The sequence below is a fragment of the Mesorhizobium sp. M7A.F.Ca.US.010.02.1.1 genome (assembly GCF_004023085.1).
Taxonomy (GTDB): domain Bacteria; phylum Pseudomonadota; class Alphaproteobacteria; order Rhizobiales; family Rhizobiaceae; genus Mesorhizobium.
In genome coordinates this window covers 1-15,126 of record NZ_RZRV01000073.1, presented here as the reverse complement: position 1 = coordinate 15,126, position 15,126 = coordinate 1, and the positions used below count along the sequence as shown (strand labels likewise).

Annotated in this window: 22 protein-coding genes; 13 read left to right on the top strand and 9 right to left on the bottom strand. The window is 63.0% G+C overall.

Annotated features, from left to right (window positions below; all coding sequences use genetic code 11):
- Window positions 1-210: 210 nt before the first annotated feature.
- Window positions 211-690 (bottom strand): cupin domain-containing protein, encoded by a 480-nt coding sequence (locus tag EOA19_RS33855; protein ID WP_031213895.1) that lies wholly within the window; start codon window positions 688-690, stop codon window positions 211-213.
- 105 nt (window positions 691-795) lie between these two features.
- Here EOA19_RS33855 and EOA19_RS33850 point away from each other — a divergent pair, with 105 nt between their 5' ends.
- Window positions 796-1,794, top strand: a complete 999-nt coding sequence (locus EOA19_RS33850) for a LysR family transcriptional regulator (protein WP_128306040.1) — start codon at window positions 796-798, stop codon at window positions 1,792-1,794.
- On the opposite strand, the gene EOA19_RS33845 is transcribed toward EOA19_RS33850, so the two are convergent.
- Complete coding sequence (locus EOA19_RS33845; protein ID WP_128306039.1) at window positions 1,779-2,537, bottom strand: SDR family oxidoreductase; 759 nt, start codon at window positions 2,535-2,537, stop codon at window positions 1,779-1,781. The genes EOA19_RS33850 and EOA19_RS33845 overlap by 16 nt on opposite strands.
- A gap of 122 nt (window positions 2,538-2,659) precedes the next feature.
- Complete coding sequence (betI, locus tag EOA19_RS33840; protein WP_031213897.1) at window positions 2,660-3,262, bottom strand: transcriptional regulator BetI; 603 nt, start codon at window positions 3,260-3,262, stop codon at window positions 2,660-2,662.
- A 115-nt stretch (window positions 3,263-3,377) separates the two neighbouring features.
- Between betI and choX the strand changes: the two genes are divergently transcribed.
- Both choX and EOA19_RS33830 read left to right on the top strand, forming a co-directional pair.
- Window positions 3,378-4,316: a choline ABC transporter substrate-binding protein gene (choX, locus tag EOA19_RS33835; RefSeq protein ID WP_023814135.1), complete on the top strand. Its 939-nt coding sequence runs from the start codon at window positions 3,378-3,380 to the stop codon at window positions 4,314-4,316.
- Window positions 4,313-5,155 carry an alpha/beta hydrolase gene (locus EOA19_RS33830; RefSeq protein ID WP_245486451.1) on the top strand — a complete coding sequence of 281 codons (843 nt, stop codon included), beginning with the start codon at window positions 4,313-4,315 and terminating at the stop codon, window positions 5,153-5,155. The genes choX and EOA19_RS33830 overlap by 4 nt, the downstream gene beginning before the upstream one ends.
- 81 nt (window positions 5,156-5,236) lie before the next feature.
- Here EOA19_RS33830 and EOA19_RS33825 read toward each other — a convergent pair whose 3' ends face one another.
- Complete coding sequence (locus tag EOA19_RS33825) at window positions 5,237-6,019, bottom strand: NIPSNAP family protein (protein WP_128306038.1); 783 nt, start codon at window positions 6,017-6,019, stop codon at window positions 5,237-5,239.
- A 96-nt stretch (window positions 6,020-6,115) separates the two neighbouring features.
- Between EOA19_RS33825 and EOA19_RS33820 the strand changes: the two genes are divergently transcribed.
- Window positions 6,116-6,790, top strand: a complete 675-nt coding sequence (locus EOA19_RS33820) for a TetR/AcrR family transcriptional regulator (protein WP_128306041.1) — start codon at window positions 6,116-6,118, stop codon at window positions 6,788-6,790.
- Between the two features lie 259 nt (window positions 6,791-7,049).
- Here the strand turns inward: EOA19_RS33820 and EOA19_RS33815 are convergent, their stop codons facing one another.
- Window positions 7,050-7,643 (bottom strand): hypothetical protein, encoded by a 594-nt coding sequence (locus EOA19_RS33815; protein ID WP_128306037.1) that lies wholly within the window; start codon window positions 7,641-7,643, stop codon window positions 7,050-7,052.
- 110 nt (window positions 7,644-7,753) lie between these two features.
- On the opposite strand from EOA19_RS33815, the gene EOA19_RS33810 reads away from it, so the two are divergent.
- The gene (locus EOA19_RS33810) at window positions 7,754-8,884 is read left to right on the top strand and encodes a metallophosphoesterase (protein WP_164893120.1); all 1,131 of its coding nucleotides are present in this window, start codon (window positions 7,754-7,756) and stop codon (window positions 8,882-8,884) included.
- Window positions 8,885-8,939: 55 nt separating this feature from the next.
- On the opposite strand, the gene EOA19_RS33805 is transcribed toward EOA19_RS33810, so the two are convergent.
- Window positions 8,940-9,119, bottom strand: a complete 180-nt coding sequence (locus EOA19_RS33805; protein WP_128306035.1) for a CsbD family protein — start codon at window positions 9,117-9,119, stop codon at window positions 8,940-8,942.
- A gap of 195 nt (window positions 9,120-9,314) precedes the next feature.
- Here EOA19_RS33805 and EOA19_RS33800 point away from each other — a divergent pair, with 195 nt between their 5' ends.
- The 7 genes from EOA19_RS33800 (at window position 9,315) to EOA19_RS33770 (ending at window position 12,835) form a co-directional block, all read left to right on the top strand.
- A complete protein-coding gene (locus EOA19_RS33800) occupies window positions 9,315-9,968 on the top strand; it encodes a glutathione S-transferase family protein (protein WP_023814142.1) in 654 nt (217 codons plus the stop codon).
- A 425-nt stretch (window positions 9,969-10,393) separates the two neighbouring features.
- Window positions 10,394-10,603, top strand: a complete 210-nt coding sequence (locus EOA19_RS33795) for a cold-shock protein (RefSeq protein WP_010915421.1) — start codon at window positions 10,394-10,396, stop codon at window positions 10,601-10,603.
- 365 nt (window positions 10,604-10,968) lie between these two features.
- Complete coding sequence (locus tag EOA19_RS33790) at window positions 10,969-11,196, top strand: hypothetical protein (RefSeq protein WP_013532399.1); 228 nt, start codon at window positions 10,969-10,971, stop codon at window positions 11,194-11,196.
- A complete protein-coding gene (locus EOA19_RS33785; RefSeq protein ID WP_013532398.1) occupies window positions 11,196-11,603 on the top strand; it encodes a hypothetical protein in 408 nt (135 codons plus the stop codon). Before EOA19_RS33790 ends, EOA19_RS33785 begins: the two co-directional genes overlap by 1 nt.
- Window position 11,604: 1 nt before the next feature.
- Window positions 11,605-11,772, top strand: a complete 168-nt coding sequence (locus tag EOA19_RS33780; RefSeq protein ID WP_023814145.1) for a hypothetical protein — start codon at window positions 11,605-11,607, stop codon at window positions 11,770-11,772.
- Window positions 11,773-11,776: 4 nt separating this feature from the next.
- Entirely contained in the window at window positions 11,777-12,142 is a 366-nt protein-coding gene (locus tag EOA19_RS33775; protein WP_023814146.1) for a YkgJ family cysteine cluster protein, read from the top strand.
- Between the two features lie 81 nt (window positions 12,143-12,223).
- Entirely contained in the window at window positions 12,224-12,835 is a 612-nt protein-coding gene (locus tag EOA19_RS33770; protein ID WP_031213900.1) for a LysE family translocator, read from the top strand.
- Window positions 12,836-12,934: 99 nt separating this feature from the next.
- Here the strand turns inward: EOA19_RS33770 and EOA19_RS33765 are convergent, their stop codons facing one another.
- Complete coding sequence (locus tag EOA19_RS33765; RefSeq protein WP_128306034.1) at window positions 12,935-13,321, bottom strand: nuclear transport factor 2 family protein; 387 nt, start codon at window positions 13,319-13,321, stop codon at window positions 12,935-12,937.
- Between the two features lie 16 nt (window positions 13,322-13,337).
- Window positions 13,338-13,784, bottom strand: a complete 447-nt coding sequence (locus tag EOA19_RS33760) for an OsmC family protein (RefSeq protein WP_128306033.1) — start codon at window positions 13,782-13,784, stop codon at window positions 13,338-13,340.
- 118 nt (window positions 13,785-13,902) lie between these two features.
- Here EOA19_RS33760 and EOA19_RS33755 point away from each other — a divergent pair, with 118 nt between their 5' ends.
- A complete protein-coding gene (locus EOA19_RS33755) occupies window positions 13,903-14,511 on the top strand; it encodes a TetR/AcrR family transcriptional regulator (protein WP_128306032.1) in 609 nt (202 codons plus the stop codon).
- A gap of 82 nt (window positions 14,512-14,593) precedes the next feature.
- Here EOA19_RS33755 and EOA19_RS33750 read toward each other — a convergent pair.
- Window positions 14,594-15,126 (bottom strand): TCP-1/cpn60 chaperonin family protein (locus tag EOA19_RS33750; protein WP_281035950.1); only part of this gene is annotated, 533 nt, incomplete at its 5' end.

The window sequence follows — 15,126 nt, the reverse complement described above, 5'->3', positions numbered from 1 at the left end:
CAACATGCGCCGCTGGGTGACGCTGGCGACCTAATACAGGGTCGCATTGCGCCCGAAATCCGCCGAACCCGTCAAACCCCAGCCAATCCGGCCTCAAACCCGAGCCGCAAGGCACCCCACATTGGCCTGACCCTCCCTCCTTGCCCCTATAACTTAATAACGCAACGGGCCCACAAGGGGAGAAGGGAAAGAATGCGCGGTTTCGGCCTCTTACCCTAGCGGCGGACCGACAATGTCGATGCCGTTTTCTGCGCAGAGCTGCACCAGTGCCGCGATGATTTCCGGTGTTGGTTGCATCTGCGGCGGCACCTCCGGCTGTTCGGCGGGACGGCTCGCCTGACGCAGCATCGTCTCGAAATCCGAACCGCGCGTGATGGTGAGCGTACGCGCGCCTTCGCGCGATTCGACCCGGTAGGTGTGCGGCAGGCCTTTCGGCGCAATGACGGTTTCGCCGGCTTCAGCAATGCGTTCGTGGCCGTCGATCTGAAAGCGCAGTCTCCCGTCCAGGATGTGAAACACTTCGTCCTCCCTGCGATGCACATGCAGGGGCGGGGAGTCGCCATAGGGCATGCGATGCTCGACGACGCAGGTGCCGTCCTCTCCTGCCGCCGACGAGACGTGGATCGCGACAAGCGTGTTGTTGAACCAGAAGAGTTCCTTGCCTGTGATCGTGCCGGGGGTCATTGTCATGGCCGTCTGATCCTCCTGTTGCCTGTGCCTGCTGGGCCGATGACGATCTAGCCAGGGATATGCCGACAACGGAAATCGAATGATCGTATGGGGCGAATTGATGCGATGAATTTGAACGCGCTCGACCTCAATCTCATCAGGGTGTTCGACGCCCTTCTGCGGGAGAGAAGCGTTACGCGTGCCGGCGAGCAGATCGGCCTCAGCCAGCCTGCCGTCAGCGCTGCGCTCAATCGCTTGCGGCATCTCCTCAACGACCAGCTGTTCGTGCGACGGGGCAATGACATGATGCCGACGCCACGCGCCGAGAGCATGGCCGAGCCGTTACGCGTGGCGCTTCGTGAAATCGAACGCGTCTTCCACTCGGCCAAGGCGTTCGATCCGGTGGAACTGGAGCGAACCTTCACGTTCATGGGTGCGGATTTCTTTTCCATGATGCTGATGCCAACTTTAGCGGCGCGCATCGCGGGTGCCGCGCCGCGCGCGTCGCTAAGGTTTCTCGACAGCGCGCGCGGCGACGTCTCGCGGCTGCTCCAGGACGATGAAATCGACGTAGCGCTCGAGCGTCCGCTGGAGGTCTCCGACTGGGTCTCAAGCACGCCTCTGTTCCATTCACCATTCGCCATCATCGCCGCGAGCGACAACGCTGCGATCAGGCAGGCGGGGATCATGGAAGGCGAGCTTCTACCGATCGAGCTCTTCTGCGAACTGCCCCATGTTCTTCGTTCTATCGATGGCTCGATGTCGGGCTCCACCGACGAGGCGCTCCGCAAGATCGGACGAACGCGCCGTGTAAGCCTGGCCCTGCCGCACTTTCAGGCTGTCGCATTGGCAGTGGCAAACGGAAACCACCTCGCGGCAGTTCCCAGGCAGTTCGCGGTTTGGGCGGCCAAGACCCTGCCGCTCGTCATCTTTGAACCGCCACTTCCCATTGCTGTTCCGGAAATCAGGATGTACTGGCACGCGCGCCACGACGACGAGCCACCCCATCGCTGGGTTCGCGATCAGATCCTGGAGGCGGTAGGCGCACTCGGATTCGTGGAAAGCGGCGCCGCAGAAAATGCCGGCGCCTGGTCTGGTGGCCGGACGGATCAGCCCGCGGTATAGCCACCATCGATCGAAAAGATGCCGCCGCTGGTCCAGGCGGCCTCTTCGCTGGCCAGATAAACCGCGATACCGGCCAGATCGTCAGGGCGGCCGATTCTGCCGAGCGGATAGCTGCGCTCGACATAGGCTTTCAGCTCGGCCTTTGCCTCGGCCGGCAAATTGTCGACGGTCTTGCGCCGCATGGCTGTGTCGACCGTGCCGGGCGCGATGGCGTTGACGCGGATGCCGCGCGGGCCGAGTTCGAAGGCCAGCGATTTGGTCAGCGAGTTCAACGCGCCCTTCGATAGGGAATAGAGGCTCGACGGCCGCTTCGGGATCATCTTGTTGGCGAAGTAGGACGAGATGTTGATCACCGATGCGCCGGCAGCCAGATGCGGCAGCAGGCCCTGCGTGAGGAAGAACACCGCCGTCACATTGAGCGCGAAGGATTGCTGGAACTGCGCCTCGCTGACGGTTTCGAACGGCACCAGGAAAGCCACTCCGGCATTGTTGACGAGGATATCAAGCGGCCTGCCGGATTTTTTCACCTGCTCGACGACGGCCGCGATGCCGGCCGATGTGGCAAGATCGGCCGACAGCGTCTCGATAGTGCCGCCGAGTTGCTCGCGGGCAGCGTCGAGCTTCTTGGTGTCGCGGCCGACGATCAGGACGTCCGCGCCCTCGCGCGAAAAGGCCTCGGCGATCGCCAGGCCGATGCCGTCCGAGCCACCGGTGACCAGCGCGCGCTTGTTGTGAAGTCTCATTCGACGCTCCGAGATTTCTGCCTCGTCGAGAGCACCGTATTGTGGCGGCCGTGGTCAAGCCGTCGGCCTATCCCCGGGTATGAACTTCGACGCCCGCCGGCCGGCAGGCCAGCCGAGGCCGGTTACGCGCCGGCGGTCGCAAGCTCCCGCAGGGCCAGCCGGCCCGCGACATAATTCTTGACCTGGCGGACCGCCTGTTCGCGTGAGACGCTGCCCGGCTGCAGGCCGAGCCGCAGCCAAAGCCCGTCGATCAGCGCGGTGACGCCAAGCGCGATGTCGTCGGCATCTCCAGGCGAGGCGAGGCCGCGCAGGCCCGACAACAGGTTCGAGCGCATGCGCGCATGGATCACTCTCTGGATACGGGCCATCTTCTCGTCGCGCGGCACCTCGGCACAGAGCGACAGCCAGGCATGGCACAGGGGAGGCTGGAACAGATGCGTCTCGAAATTGCCCTCGATTACCGCATCCAGGCGCTCCATCGGCGTACGCGCCCGGCGAAGCCGCGCGATCACCGCCTGGCACAGGACGGCATTGGCCTCGCGCATCGCGTGCTCGAACAATTCCTGCTTGTTGCGGAAATAGTGCAGCACGATGCCCTTGGAGGCACCTGCCTGGGCGGCCACTTTTTCCAGGGTCGCGCCGGCAATGCCTTCGCGCTCCAACACCGCGAAGGCCGCCTGCCGCAGCTCCTTGCGGCGGATATCACTGAGACGCTTGAGTTTCACGGGATCGGTCCATTTCGAATCCACGTTGACATTTTCGTCCGATCAGATCAACAATTGACCCATGGGACAATAAAAAGACCGATTGGTCAATTTGATGACAATGAGGAGAACCGAAATGTTCCGCATCCTTGCAAATGGCGTCTGCCTTGCCGCTCTCATGTTGGCCTCTCATGCGGCCCAAGCGGCCGAGGCCGAGCAGTGCAAGACGGTCCGCATGGCCGAACCCGGCTGGAACGACCTTGCCTTCACCACCGGGGTCGCCAACGTCCTGTTGGAGGCGCTCGGCTATCAGCCGCAAAGCCAGGTGCTCGGCATCAACGTCATCTACGAGGGCATGAAAAACAGGGACCTCGACCTGTTCCTGGGCTACTGGGATCCGGCCATGGTCACCTATTACGAGCCCTACAAGAAGGACGGCTCTGTCGAGAATGTGCGCGTCAATCTCGTAGGTGCCAAATACACCTTCGCCGTCCCGACTTACGCTTGGGATGCCGGCGTCAAGGACATTTCCGACCTGCACAAATTCGCCGACAAGTTCGGCAAGAAAATGTACGGCATCGAGCCCGGCTCCAACCAGTTGATGATGGACGCCATCGCCGATCCCGCCTTTGGCCTGGACGGCTGGCAGGTGGTCGAGTCCAGCGAGGCCGGCATGCTGTCGGAGGTCGGCTACGAGATCAAGGAAAAGCAGTTCATCGTCTTTCAGGGCTGGGCGCCGCATCCGATGAACACGATGTACGACTTCAAATATCTGACCGGCGGCGACAAGTTCTTCGGCCCGAATTTCGGTGCCGCGACGGTAACGACGCAGGTGCGCAAGGGCTATCTTGAGCAGTGCCCGAACGTCGCGCAATTCCTCAGGAATCTCGTCTTCGACATCGATTTCGAGAATGTCGGCATGGGCTATCTGATCAATGACGGCATGAAGCCGGAGGACGGTGCGCTGAAGGCAATCATGGCGAACAAAAGCCGCCTCGACGCCTGGCTCGCCGGCGTCACCACTTTTGACGGCAAGCCGGGCCTCGCCGCGGTCAAGGAAAAGCTCGGCCTGTGAGAGCGGCCGCGCTCGATGGCTTGCCGAAGCAGGATGTGATGGCGGAGCAGGGCGCCTGGGCCAGCCGCAAGCAATTCGTCACTGTCGGCGATCTCGACATCGCCTATGTCGAGATATCGGGCGCCGAGCCGGCACTTCTGTTGGTGCACGGCTTCACCGACACCAGCCGCAGTTTTTCGCTTCTGGCGCCATATCTGGCCGGCCGCCGTCTGATCATGCCGGATCTGCGCGGCCACGGCGCCTCGCAGGCTGGCAAGAACTGCGGCATCGCCGATCTTGCCGAGGATATCGCCGGGCTGATCCAGAGTTTACAACTCGACCGACCGGTCGTCGTCGGCCATTCGCTGGGCGCCATGGTGGCTGTCGCTTTGGCTGCGGGGCACAAGGAGTTGATCGGCGGGCTGGTGGTCCTGGCCGGCACGTTGAAGCCCGATTTCGCGCCGGGTCATCCGCTGGTGGTGAGCGTCGAGGCCCTGCGAGATCCGATATCGCCGACCGATCCGTTCTATGCCTGGTGGCATGCCTGTCGTCCCGACGTGCCCGCAGCCTTTCTCACCGGCTTGGCGCAAGAGGCCTCGGCGATGCCGATCCCGCGCTGGCGCGCGATTCTCGAGGAAATCCGCCGCGCCGACCTGACCGATGCTGCGCGGGCCGTGCAGGCCCGGACGCTGATCATCGCCGGCGCCTGCGACCCGCTGTTCGGCGCGGCGCATCAGCAGGCGTTGCAGTCCGCTCTTGCAGAAGCCGTCTTCGTTCGGGCCGAGAGCTGTGGCCACAACCCGCATTGGGAAGATCCAGGCCTCGTCGCCAAGGCCATCATCGAGGCGTTTGAAGTCTGATGCATGTCGCCCAAAAGTGCCCCCGGTTTTGGGAGAACGACATGCACAAAAAGGCCTATTCCTAAAGCGCGTCGACGCGCTTTAGGAATAGCGCCCGACCAGCGATTGCGATGTCGGCGACAGCCGCAAAGTCTCCGTTGGTTTGGTCAGGCCGAGCTGCGCGGCCTGCCAAAAATCCTGCCATGCCGGCGAAGCGGCGAGGGCGGCCTTGTGGTGGGCATGCGCCTCGGTGCTGGCAAAACCCATGACGCTGATGAAGACGTTTTCATCAGCCCGTACCGGCAGGCGCGGAAAACTGTTTTCGGCATGCTCCGTAACGAAAGCGGCGAGCAGACGTGCGTCGGCCGTCATCAGGCACGCCGTCTCAGTCTCGAAGCGATTGGCGAAATCAGCCTCTGTGCAGGGCTGCAAATGATGAATCTCGATGACAACGATGCCGGTCAGCGGTTTGTTTGGAATGGGCTTTTCGTCGGCTAGGCTTGGCCGCTGCGCGCCCGCCAGGTCGAAGCCTGCGCCCGGCCACGCCGGCTTGAGCAGCAGCACATCGTCGGAATCGATCATCGTCGCATTGGCCGCATGGCTGTTCGCCGCCCAGACCGGCCCGCCATAAAAAGCGGCGAGAGCATTTTTCCGCGCATCCATGCCGTCGAAGCCGCGTATCCAGACGAACATGTCCGGGCGGTCGAGGTCCCGGAACTGGCCGATGACGGTCATGCCGGCGTCCTCCTGGCCCTCGATCAGCCTGCTGTCGAAGATGTCGATGAGCGTGTCGCGCCGGCCGGGCTTCAGTGTGTATTGCCGAAGCTCGACGACAGGCGAGGCGAGCGCTGAGGGTTTCGTCGCGACGTTCTGGGGCAGGTTCATCCGGCATTCTCCAAAACAGGGTGGTCATCCTGTTTTGTAAAACAGACCGGTTGTCCTGTTTTGTCAACATGCTAAAGTTCGGCAATGTCAGCAGAGATGACCGTCCAGCCAAAACCGCGCCCGGGAAAACGCATCAACGACCCTGAAGGCATGCGCAAGAAAGTGCTCGATGTCGCCGAGGACGCGTTCCAGGCGCGCGGCTATCACGCCTCCAGCATCGGCGACCTGATGGCGGCGGCTGATGTCAGCGGCGGCGCGCTGCATCACCATTTCCCGACCAAGAAGGCGCTGGCGCTGGCTGTGATCGACGAGCGTGTGGCGGCAGCGGTCGAAGAGACATGGATCGCGCCGGTGCTGGCGGCGGCATCGGCGCGCGAGGGCGTGCGCTCGGTGTTCGAGGCCGTGGCGGCGGAACTGGAGCAGCAGGGGTTCGTGCGCGGCTGCCCGCTCAACAATCTGGCGCACGAACTGTCGCTTGCCGATCCCGATTTCCGCCTTGCCCTTGCCGATATCTTTGGCGGGTGGCGGCGGGCGATTGCCGACAAGGTGCGTGCCGACCAGCAGGCGGGCAAGGACGAGGGCACGGACCCCGAACGCTTCGCCGCGCTGACGGTCGCCGCCTATTCCGGGGCGATGTCGATGGCCAAGACGGCGCAGGATGCCGGTGTGCTGCGGGATTGCCTGGCGGGGCTGGAGCGCAGCGCGCCGTCGCAGGGCCGCTTGGTTGCCAGGCGACGCAACAGGATACTGCCACGGCCGAGAATTATTTGATGTCGGCGGGACAGCACCCCCCTCTGGCCTGCCGGCCATCTCCCCCGCAAGGAGGGAGATCTGCAGCATCGGCGCTCGCTCGTACCTTCACCGGTGGAGATTGGCGAAAGCCGGTGTGACAGCCAATCTCCCCCCTTGCGGGGGAGATGTCCGGGAGGACAGAGGGGGGTGTGCAGGATCGCGACGCAGCCACTTCTCTCGACCTTGCGGCTTCGCTCTGGCTGACACGAGGGGGAAGCGAAGAAGCCTGGGCTCTTACCTACTCCGCCAGCGGCTTGATCGTCTCGTAGCCGTTGACGGATTCCGAACTGGTGCCTTCATCGTAGCGCCGCGCGAGCGCGGCTTGCAGATCGGGAGCATAGAGGGCGGTGAATGAATCCAGCGTCTCGCCGGCGCCGTTCTTGAAGGTCTCCTTGACCGCCAGGACATTGTATTTGCAATCGCCCAGACGGAATGTTTCCTTGCCCTTGACGATCAGGCTCAGCGTCTTGGTGCCCTTCGGCGGCTTGTTCGGCGACAGCTCGACGAACTCTATCGTGGCCTTTGCCCCGGCCTTCAGCGGGAACAGCTTTCGCAGATCGGAAAACGGGATCATCGCCTGGCGGCCGGTGTCGCTGTCGCGAAACACCTCGATCAGGCCGGCGAACAGATATTGGGTCTGGGGCGATTGCGATTCGTAGGTGTTGGCAACCGACATCATCCCGCCGGCCACGGGCCGAAATTCGCTCTGGATGCCGGGTCTCGCCAGAACGAAACCCTTCCTGGCGGACTTGGCATCGACGCAACCGGCGGCATGCGCGGTGCTCGCGCACAACATCGCGGCCAGGATCATCCAGATAGGTGCGGCTTTCATTTTTCCTCCTCCTCCGCTTGCGCAAGCGAGACATGCCAGACCCGTGGCGTCATGTCGATGATGGCGCAGAGGCGCTGGACGACCGGCTGCTGTCCATGCTGAATCAGCAGATGATGAATCGCCGTTCGACTGGATCGCTTTCTCGACGCAACTTCCTGGTACAGGCTGCAGGATTTGCCGCGGCCGGCGCCTTGCCGCGGCCGGCCTTCGGCCAGACCGGGCAACGCGTCCAGTCGATCGACGCCACCTTCCTGTTCGTCGCCGATGTCCATGCCTGCCGCATGGCAAGCGGCTTGAGCCCCAACTGCCTGCAGGAAGGCAAGACCGACGCCGCGCTGCTGCGCAACGTGGCGGTGCTGAATGCGCTTGGCGACAAGGACTGGCCGGCCGAGATCAATGGCGTCGCCACCGGCCTGCGTTCGACCGGCAGGATAGGCGCGCCGCTCGGCCTTGTCGTCGGCGGCGACATCACCGACGATGGCGGCGGCCAGATCACGCAGCCGAGCGAGGGCACCCAACTGCTCCAGTTCAGCCAGCGCTACAGCCAAGGCGTCGGCCCGGATCGCGTGCACATGCCGGTCTATATCGGGCTCGGCAACCATGATCTCGACCAGAACGGGCCGCCGCACCATGTCGACTGGTACCGGCGCGAACTGCGCGATTACGTCGAGGTCAACCATCGCGCCGGCGTGTTCTTCAAGCCGCCAGTGCCGGCCACCGACTATGATGTCGACACCGACTGCTACTCCTGGGACTGGGGCGGCCTGCATCTGATCCAGACGCATCGTTTCGCCGGCGATACCGGCCACGGCGCCGAGAGCAGCCTGCCATGGCTGAAGCAGGACCTGGCGACCTATGCGGCGGACGGCCGTCCGGTCGTCCTGTTCCAGCATTATGGCTGGGACACATTCTCGGTGGAACGCTGGGATGCCGCCAAGAGCCACTTCGATGATGACGGCACCGGTGCGCCGCATTGGTGGAGCGAGGCCGACCGGCAGGCGCTGCTGGCGGCGCTGAAGGGCTACAATGTCGTCGGCATTTTCCATGGCCACCAGCACGAAACGCCGCTGATCTATCGCAGGGACGGGATCGACCTGTTCAAGCCGAAGGCTGCCTATATGGGCGGTTTCGGGCTGGCCAGGGTGACCAGCAACGGCATGGACGTGGTGCTGGGCGAGGCGACCGGCGATCATGGCGAGGTCGTGTTCACCAATGCTTTCAGCAAGGGCTGGAGCACCTGAAAAAGGCGGCCTTCGACCGCCTTTCCCTCGATAACAACGCGTTTCTCGATGCGGATCAGAGCGCCTTCCTGACCTTGTCCTTGACGTCGCCATAGGCCTTCTGCACCTTGCCGGCGATCCTGTCGGCCGTGCCTTCGGCCTGGGTCTGCCTGTTGCCCGAAGCCTTGCCCGCGGCTTCCTTGACCGAGCCCTTGACCTGCTTGGCCACGCCCGCGACCTGATCCTTGTTCACCATTTTTGCGCATCTCCCGGGATTTTGAATTCGAAGGAATTCATTGCGGTAGCTAACGAGCCGATGTCGGTTAGGTTCCAGGCGTCGCCCGGACGGCAGATCAGGTCGCGCGGCCGCCGCCTGGGGCAAGGTCGGTGGGCTAGGCTGTGAACACGCGTTGGCAATGGGATTTTGGAGGCCGTGCGTGCGGGGAGAAAAATGGCAGAATTTACGCTCTATATTGGCAACAAGTGTTTCTCCTCATGGTCGCTGCGGCCATGGGTGGCGATGAGGCATCTGGAGATCCCGTTCGAGGAAGGTTTCGTACGGCTGCGCACGCCTGAAACTTTTGCCAATCTGGCAAAAGTGTCGCCGACCGGTCAGGTGCCGGTGCTGAATCACAACGGCAAGATCGTCTGGGAAACCCTTGCCATCCTTGAATATCTCGCCGACCTGTTTCCCGAGAAAAAGCTCTGGCCCGCCGATATCGACGCCCGTGCGCTGGCGCGTTCGGCCGCGACCGAGATGCATTCCGGCTTTCGCGAGGTTCGCTATGGCTGGCCGATGAATTTGCGTCGGCCGAAGGGCCACAAGCCGCTTGACGCCGAGGGCGAGGCGCAACGCGCCCGCATCGAGGCGCTGTGGCGCGAGTGCCGGGAAAAATACGGCAAGGGCGGCCCGTTCCTGTTCGGCCACTTCACCGTGGCTGATGCCATGTATGCGCCTGTCGTCACCCGTTTCGATACCTATGGCGGCACGCTGGCGCAGGATACGCGCGCCTATGTCGATGCCGTGCTGGCAACGCCGGCGATGCGCCACTGGTATGCCGAGGCGGCCAGGGAGACGTGGCCGGAACCCGGCCCGGACGAATAGGATCCAAACGAAAACGCCCCTCGCACCTTTTATCGTGCGGGGGGCGTCTTTGCCATCAACTGTTATTCGATTGCTCTCATGAACTGCTGATGACACCGAATAAATGCGCGTCTGCGCAGATGGTTCCTGGATGCCGGAAAACTTTTTTCAAGTTGGCGCAAGCGCGCTGTTTGGGGTCCGATTTGCCGTCATGTCAGGTGTTTTGGCCAGGTGGTTTGGGAGAATTCCGCAGCTGTGGCTTTATGCAAATTTGACAGCGCCCCAAAAGAAGCCTATAAGCAAATCGTCGATATTTGTTTGACTGACTTTTGTTATCCGCGCTTTCGAGCGCGCCTTTGACGAACTTCCCACATCAAAAATCGGGACAAACGACGTTGTGCATCCGCATGGCGTCGAACGAATATTTGCCATGGAAAGGGTTCGTCATGAGCACCGGCACAGTTAAATGGTTCAACGCCACCAAAGGTTTTGGTTTTATTCAGCCTGACGACGGCTCGGCCGACGTTTTTGTCCACATCTCGGCCGTAGAGCGCGCCGGCATGCGCGACATCGTCGAGGGCCAGAAGCTCGGCTACGAGATGGTCCGCGACAACAAGTCGGGCAAGATGTCCGCCGACCAGTTGAAGGCGGCCTGAAAAACGAATTCAGCTCTCCCGGTGACCACGGATGTACTGGCACCGGTGAGTGGCGAATTCGGGCGCATGGCCGCGGAGACCTGAGTTTCCACGGCATATCATGTGCATAAGCAGGGCGTTCCCGTGCACCCCCGGTGCATCCTTTTGGATGTCGTCTGGTTGCGCGACGCTCTCATGGAAGGTCAGGCGGTGCCTGGCCTTTTTCATTTTGCGCGCCTTACCGCCGAAAGTGCGCTGCGCGCCGGCCTGGACGTGCTAAGGGACGCTCCAGCAATTTGAATTCGCCGCGCGTATTGCTTTGTGCGTGATCCTGACCCAAGACCCGGTCTCGCTCCATCGGCACAGGCTCCTGACAGGAGAAAGATTTGACCACCAGTTCAAAGACAACCGTCGATCAGGCCGTGTCCCTGTTCAGCAAGACGCAAACCCAGTCGATGTCGCTCAACCGCATCAATTCCGAGCGCGACGCCGTCAGCGAGGCACGCGAAGCCAAGACCGCGCGGCTGCGCGAATTGCGCCTGGAGAAGGAGGCCGACGAGATGGCCGCCGCCGCCGCGCTAGCCGCTTTGCCGAAGCGGGCCGGAAGACGCTGATGGCCACCAAACGCGTACCGCCAACACCGATCGCCGCCGATGCAACCATTGCCGATATGGTCGAAGGCCTCGACAAGCCGGTCGAATTCGTACGGCGTGTGCTGGAAAAGCTCGAACGCTGCAAGCGTGCCCACGGCGATGCCCAGGTGCGCGTCGGCGTGCGCGGCCGCGCCGAATGCCCGAATTACCTGATCGAATATGTCCGTGAAGACGCCAAAACCCATGAGCGGGTGACTTATCAGGACGCGGCCTACAGCGGCAGCACGCATCGCGAGCTGGCGGCCCATCACATCGAGGCGGTGAAAAACTGGTCGCCCGAGGAAATGAACATCACGGCCGTTTCGGCGCTGATCGGCCGCCTGCGCAATCCGCGCGCCCCATCATCGCGCTTCGCCGACGAGGACTGACATGGCCATAAAATTCTCCTCCAAGGATCAGCCGGCAGCCTCGGGTGCCGCGGCAAAACCGGCTAAGCCGGTTGCCGCGCCGAAGGCCGGCGACGCCATCGAGGCCGCGACCGATCTGTTCAAGTCGCCGGCGGATTCGCCGAAGGGCAAGACGGCTAAGAAGAAATAGCGCCTTGCCGCAAGACGCCGATCGCAACCCCGCCGCGCCAGGGCTGTCCGCCCTGGTGGCGAGCGTTTTGTCGTCGCAACAGGGCACCTTCGATTGCCAAAGCTGCGGTGCCTGCTGCTCCTATTCGGCCGAGTGGCCGCGCTTTTCCACCGAGGATGACGCGCAGCTCGACCGTATCCCGGAAAAATATGTCGCATCTGACCTGTCAGGCATGCGCTGCGAGGGCGTGCGCTGCTCGGCGCTGTCCGGCGAGATCGGCAAGTCGACCGCTTGCGGCATCTACGACGTCCGGCCAGACGTCTGTCGCGCCTGCATGCCCGGCGACGAGGAGTGTCTGATGGCACGCCGAGCGCTCGGATTGCCGGTGTAGCCAAGCTCCGATCACCTCCGCTTGTGCGCCGACCCGCAGCCCGATACGTTCCTGGCCGGGTCGGGTGCCGGAGGAACCATCGTGAGCATCGAATTTCTGTTGACGTCGCTGATCGTCGTGGCTTCGCCCGGCACCGGCGTTCTCTACACGCTGAGCGCCGGCCTTTCGCGCGGCGCGCGGGCCAGCGTCATCGCCGCCTTCGGCTGCACGCTCGGCATCATCCCACACATGGCCGCCGCCATCACCGGCCTTGCGGCGCTGCTGCACACCAGCGCGCTTGCCTTCGAGACGCTGAAATATCTCGGCGTCGCCTACCTCCTCTACATGGCCTGGAACACGCTGAAGGAAAATGGCGGCCTCAGCGTCGAGCAGGATGTGACGCCGCGCTCGGCCGGCAAGGTGATTGCCACCGGGATCCTCGCCAACGTGCTCAATCCGAAACTGTCGATCTTCTTCTTCGCTTTCCTGCCGCAATTCGTCAGCACCACCGAGCCCAATGCGCTGTCGAAGATGCTGGAACTGAGTTCCGTCTTCATGCTTTTGACCTTCGTGGTTTTCGTCGGCTACGGCATCTTCGCCGCCTCGATCCGCAGCCACGTCGTCTCGCGGCCAATGGTGTTGACCTGGATGCGCCGGACCTTCGCCGGCGCCTTCGTCATGCTCGGCGCGAAGCTGGCGCTGGCCGATCGGTAGCGCCACGGGGAGCGGTTCAGTCTCGCTGATCCGCTCCTCTTTGTTGCGCTATTCCGGGCGAAAAGCCGTTATGCGCTTTCGGGGAATTGCTCGGGCACGCTACCCCTTCACATAGCCCATCGCTTCGACGATCCGCCCGCCGGCCACGCGCATGAGGTTGACGCCGCGCAGCGAATTGCCGTCGGTCATGAAATAGCGCCAGCGGATCGTTGCCCGGTCGCCGGCAACGAAGGTTTCCTCGATATCGAAGCGCGTGCCGGCCTGGGTTGCTATCGCCGCCCAAAGCCCGACGCACGCCGCTTGACCGGCATAACGGGCGCCGTCGGGCGCCGGCACGGTGTTCTCGATCACGCAATCCTCAGCCACCAACTCGGCGAGTGCCGAAGGATCATGGCGTTGGAATACGTCGTTGTAGCGCCGCATGATCTCGGCCGTCTGCTGGGACAGGTCGTACGCGGCTGCGTCCATGACAAGCTCCTGTGTCATCTTCTTTCTCCTGGCTTCATTGGGCTTTGGTGGCTTCGACGGGTGTTGCCTTGAGGGTGATCTGGGACACGCCGGCAAGGGCCCGCGAGACGAGGCAGCCCGCCTTGGCGGACTGTGCAAGGCGCTCGAATTCATCTTCGGCAAGTCCCGCGACCTCTGCCTCGGTTTCGAGTTCGATGCGGGTGATCGTCGGACCGGCAGCGGTTGCGCCAAGATGCACCTTGGCGACGGTGCTGATGCTTGTCGGAACATGATTGGCGTTGCCCAGTATGGCGCTCAGCGCCATCGAGAAGCAGCCTGCATGCGCTGCGGCGATCAGTTCCTCCGGATTGGTGCCCGGACCGTTCTCGAAACGCGACGGGAAGGAATAGGCGCCTTCGAAGACGCCGCTGCCGAGCCGCAACCGTCCCGAACCTTCCTTCAGCGTCCCCTGCCATTTGGCCGAGGCTTCACTAATTGTCATTGTCGTTCTCCCTTCGCATGGCGTTCCTCAAGAATATATAGACTGATCTACATATTATGTAGACCGATTGTCATATTCTGCGCAAGGCCTATAATGATTCCTCCTGACAGAGGTTGACATGGCCAACGACACCCGCACCCGCATACTCGAGACGACTGGGCTGCTGCTCAGGCAGCGCGGCTATCACGGCACCTCGCTCAACGACATATTGAGCGCCAGCGGCGCACCGCGGGGTTCGCTCTATTTTCATTTTCCCGGCGGCAAGGACCAACTGGTCATCGAGGTGACGCGCGCTAGCGTTGCCGACGTGACGGAGAGGCTGGGCGAAGCGCTGGCTGCCGAAAAGGATCCGGCGGTGGCCGTCCATCATATCTACCAGTCGGTGGGGCGCATGCTGGAAGACAACCAGTTTTCGCTCGGCTGTCCGGTCGCGCCTGTCGTGCTGGACTCGCCCACCGACGTGCCGGAACTGGCGGAGTTGTGCCGCTCGGCCTTCGAACAGTGGATAGGCCTGCTGCGGGACGCCTTCGTCAGGGCAGGGGTGCCCGAGCGCCGCGCGCATGCATTGGCACTGCTGGTCGAATCGTCGCTGGAAGGACTGATGGTGATCGCCCGCGCCACCCGCGACCGCGCCCCGGTACAGGCCGTGGCCGATGAGGTGGCGGCGCTGATCGAAGCCGCGGTGCTTGCCGGCAAGGTAAAGCAACGCGCGGATGCCGCCGTCTGAGAGGCCACAACGACCGCTGCGCAAAACAAAAAGGGCGGCATCTCTGCCGCCCTTTCCGTATCTGAAGGCTGATAGGGCTGGATTAGAAATCCATACCGCCCATACCGCCCATGCCGCCGCCCATGCCGCCAGGCATGCCGCCGCCGCCAGCCGACTCCTTCTTCGGAGCCTCCGCGATCATGGCTTCGGTGGTGACCAGCAGGCCGGCGACCGAGGCCGCGTCCTGGAGAGCGGTGCGGACGACCTTGACCGGATCGACGATACCCATGGCGATCATGTCGCCATATTCGCCGGTCTGGGCGTTGTAGCCGAAGGTCAAGCCCTTGTTCTCAAGGATCTTGCCGGCAACGATCGATGCTTCCGCACCGGCGTTGGCCGCGATCTGGCGGGCCGGAGCCTGCAGCGCACGACGAACGATGTTGATGCCGGCGGCCTGGTCGGCGTTGACGCCGGTGGCCTTGATGTTGGCCGAAGCGCGCAGCAGGGCTACGCCACCACCAGCAACGATGCCTTCTTCGACGGCCGCGCGGGTCGCGTTGAGGGCGTCATCGACGCGGTCCTTCTTTTCCTTGACTTCGACTTCCGTCGCACCGCCGACGCGGATCACCGCAACGC

What these genes read in the sequence shown, in the direction of transcription:
- EOA19_RS33800 (WP_023814142.1), top strand. Translation starts at nt 9,315, where the DNA reads ATGGCAGAATTTACGCTCTATATTGGCAACAAGTGTTTCTCCTCATGG.
- EOA19_RS33795 (WP_010915421.1), top strand. Translation starts at nt 10,394, where the DNA reads ATGAGCACCGGCACAGTTAAATGGTTCAACGCCACCAAAGGTTTTGGT.
- EOA19_RS33780 (WP_023814145.1), top strand. Translation starts at nt 11,605, where the DNA reads ATGGCCATAAAATTCTCCTCCAAGGATCAGCCGGCAGCCTCGGGTGCC.
- EOA19_RS33810 (WP_164893120.1), top strand. Translation starts at nt 7,754, where the DNA reads ATGATGAATCGCCGTTCGACTGGATCGCTTTCTCGACGCAACTTCCTG.
- EOA19_RS33855 (WP_031213895.1), bottom strand. Translation starts at nt 690, where the DNA reads ATGACAATGACCCCCGGCACGATCACAGGCAAGGAACTCTTCTGGTTC.
- EOA19_RS33815 (WP_128306037.1), bottom strand. Translation starts at nt 7,643, where the DNA reads ATGAAAGCCGCACCTATCTGGATGATCCTGGCCGCGATGTTGTGCGCG.
- EOA19_RS33825 (WP_128306038.1), bottom strand. Translation starts at nt 6,019, where the DNA reads ATGAACCTGCCCCAGAACGTCGCGACGAAACCCTCAGCGCTCGCCTCG.
- EOA19_RS33765 (WP_128306034.1), bottom strand. Translation starts at nt 13,321, where the DNA reads ATGACACAGGAGCTTGTCATGGACGCAGCCGCGTACGACCTGTCCCAG.
- EOA19_RS33850 (WP_128306040.1), top strand. Translation starts at nt 796, where the DNA reads ATGAATTTGAACGCGCTCGACCTCAATCTCATCAGGGTGTTCGACGCC.
- EOA19_RS33785 (WP_013532398.1), top strand. Translation starts at nt 11,196, where the DNA reads ATGGCCACCAAACGCGTACCGCCAACACCGATCGCCGCCGATGCAACC.
- EOA19_RS33805 (WP_128306035.1), bottom strand. Translation starts at nt 9,119, where the DNA reads ATGGTGAACAAGGATCAGGTCGCGGGCGTGGCCAAGCAGGTCAAGGGC.
- EOA19_RS33820 (WP_128306041.1), top strand. Translation starts at nt 6,116, where the DNA reads ATGACCGTCCAGCCAAAACCGCGCCCGGGAAAACGCATCAACGACCCT.
- EOA19_RS33760 (WP_128306033.1), bottom strand. Translation starts at nt 13,784, where the DNA reads ATGACAATTAGTGAAGCCTCGGCCAAATGGCAGGGGACGCTGAAGGAA.
- choX (WP_023814135.1), top strand. Translation starts at nt 3,378, where the DNA reads ATGTTCCGCATCCTTGCAAATGGCGTCTGCCTTGCCGCTCTCATGTTG.
- EOA19_RS33755 (WP_128306032.1), top strand. Translation starts at nt 13,903, where the DNA reads ATGGCCAACGACACCCGCACCCGCATACTCGAGACGACTGGGCTGCTG.
- EOA19_RS33845 (WP_128306039.1), bottom strand. Translation starts at nt 2,537, where the DNA reads ATGAGACTTCACAACAAGCGCGCGCTGGTCACCGGTGGCTCGGACGGC.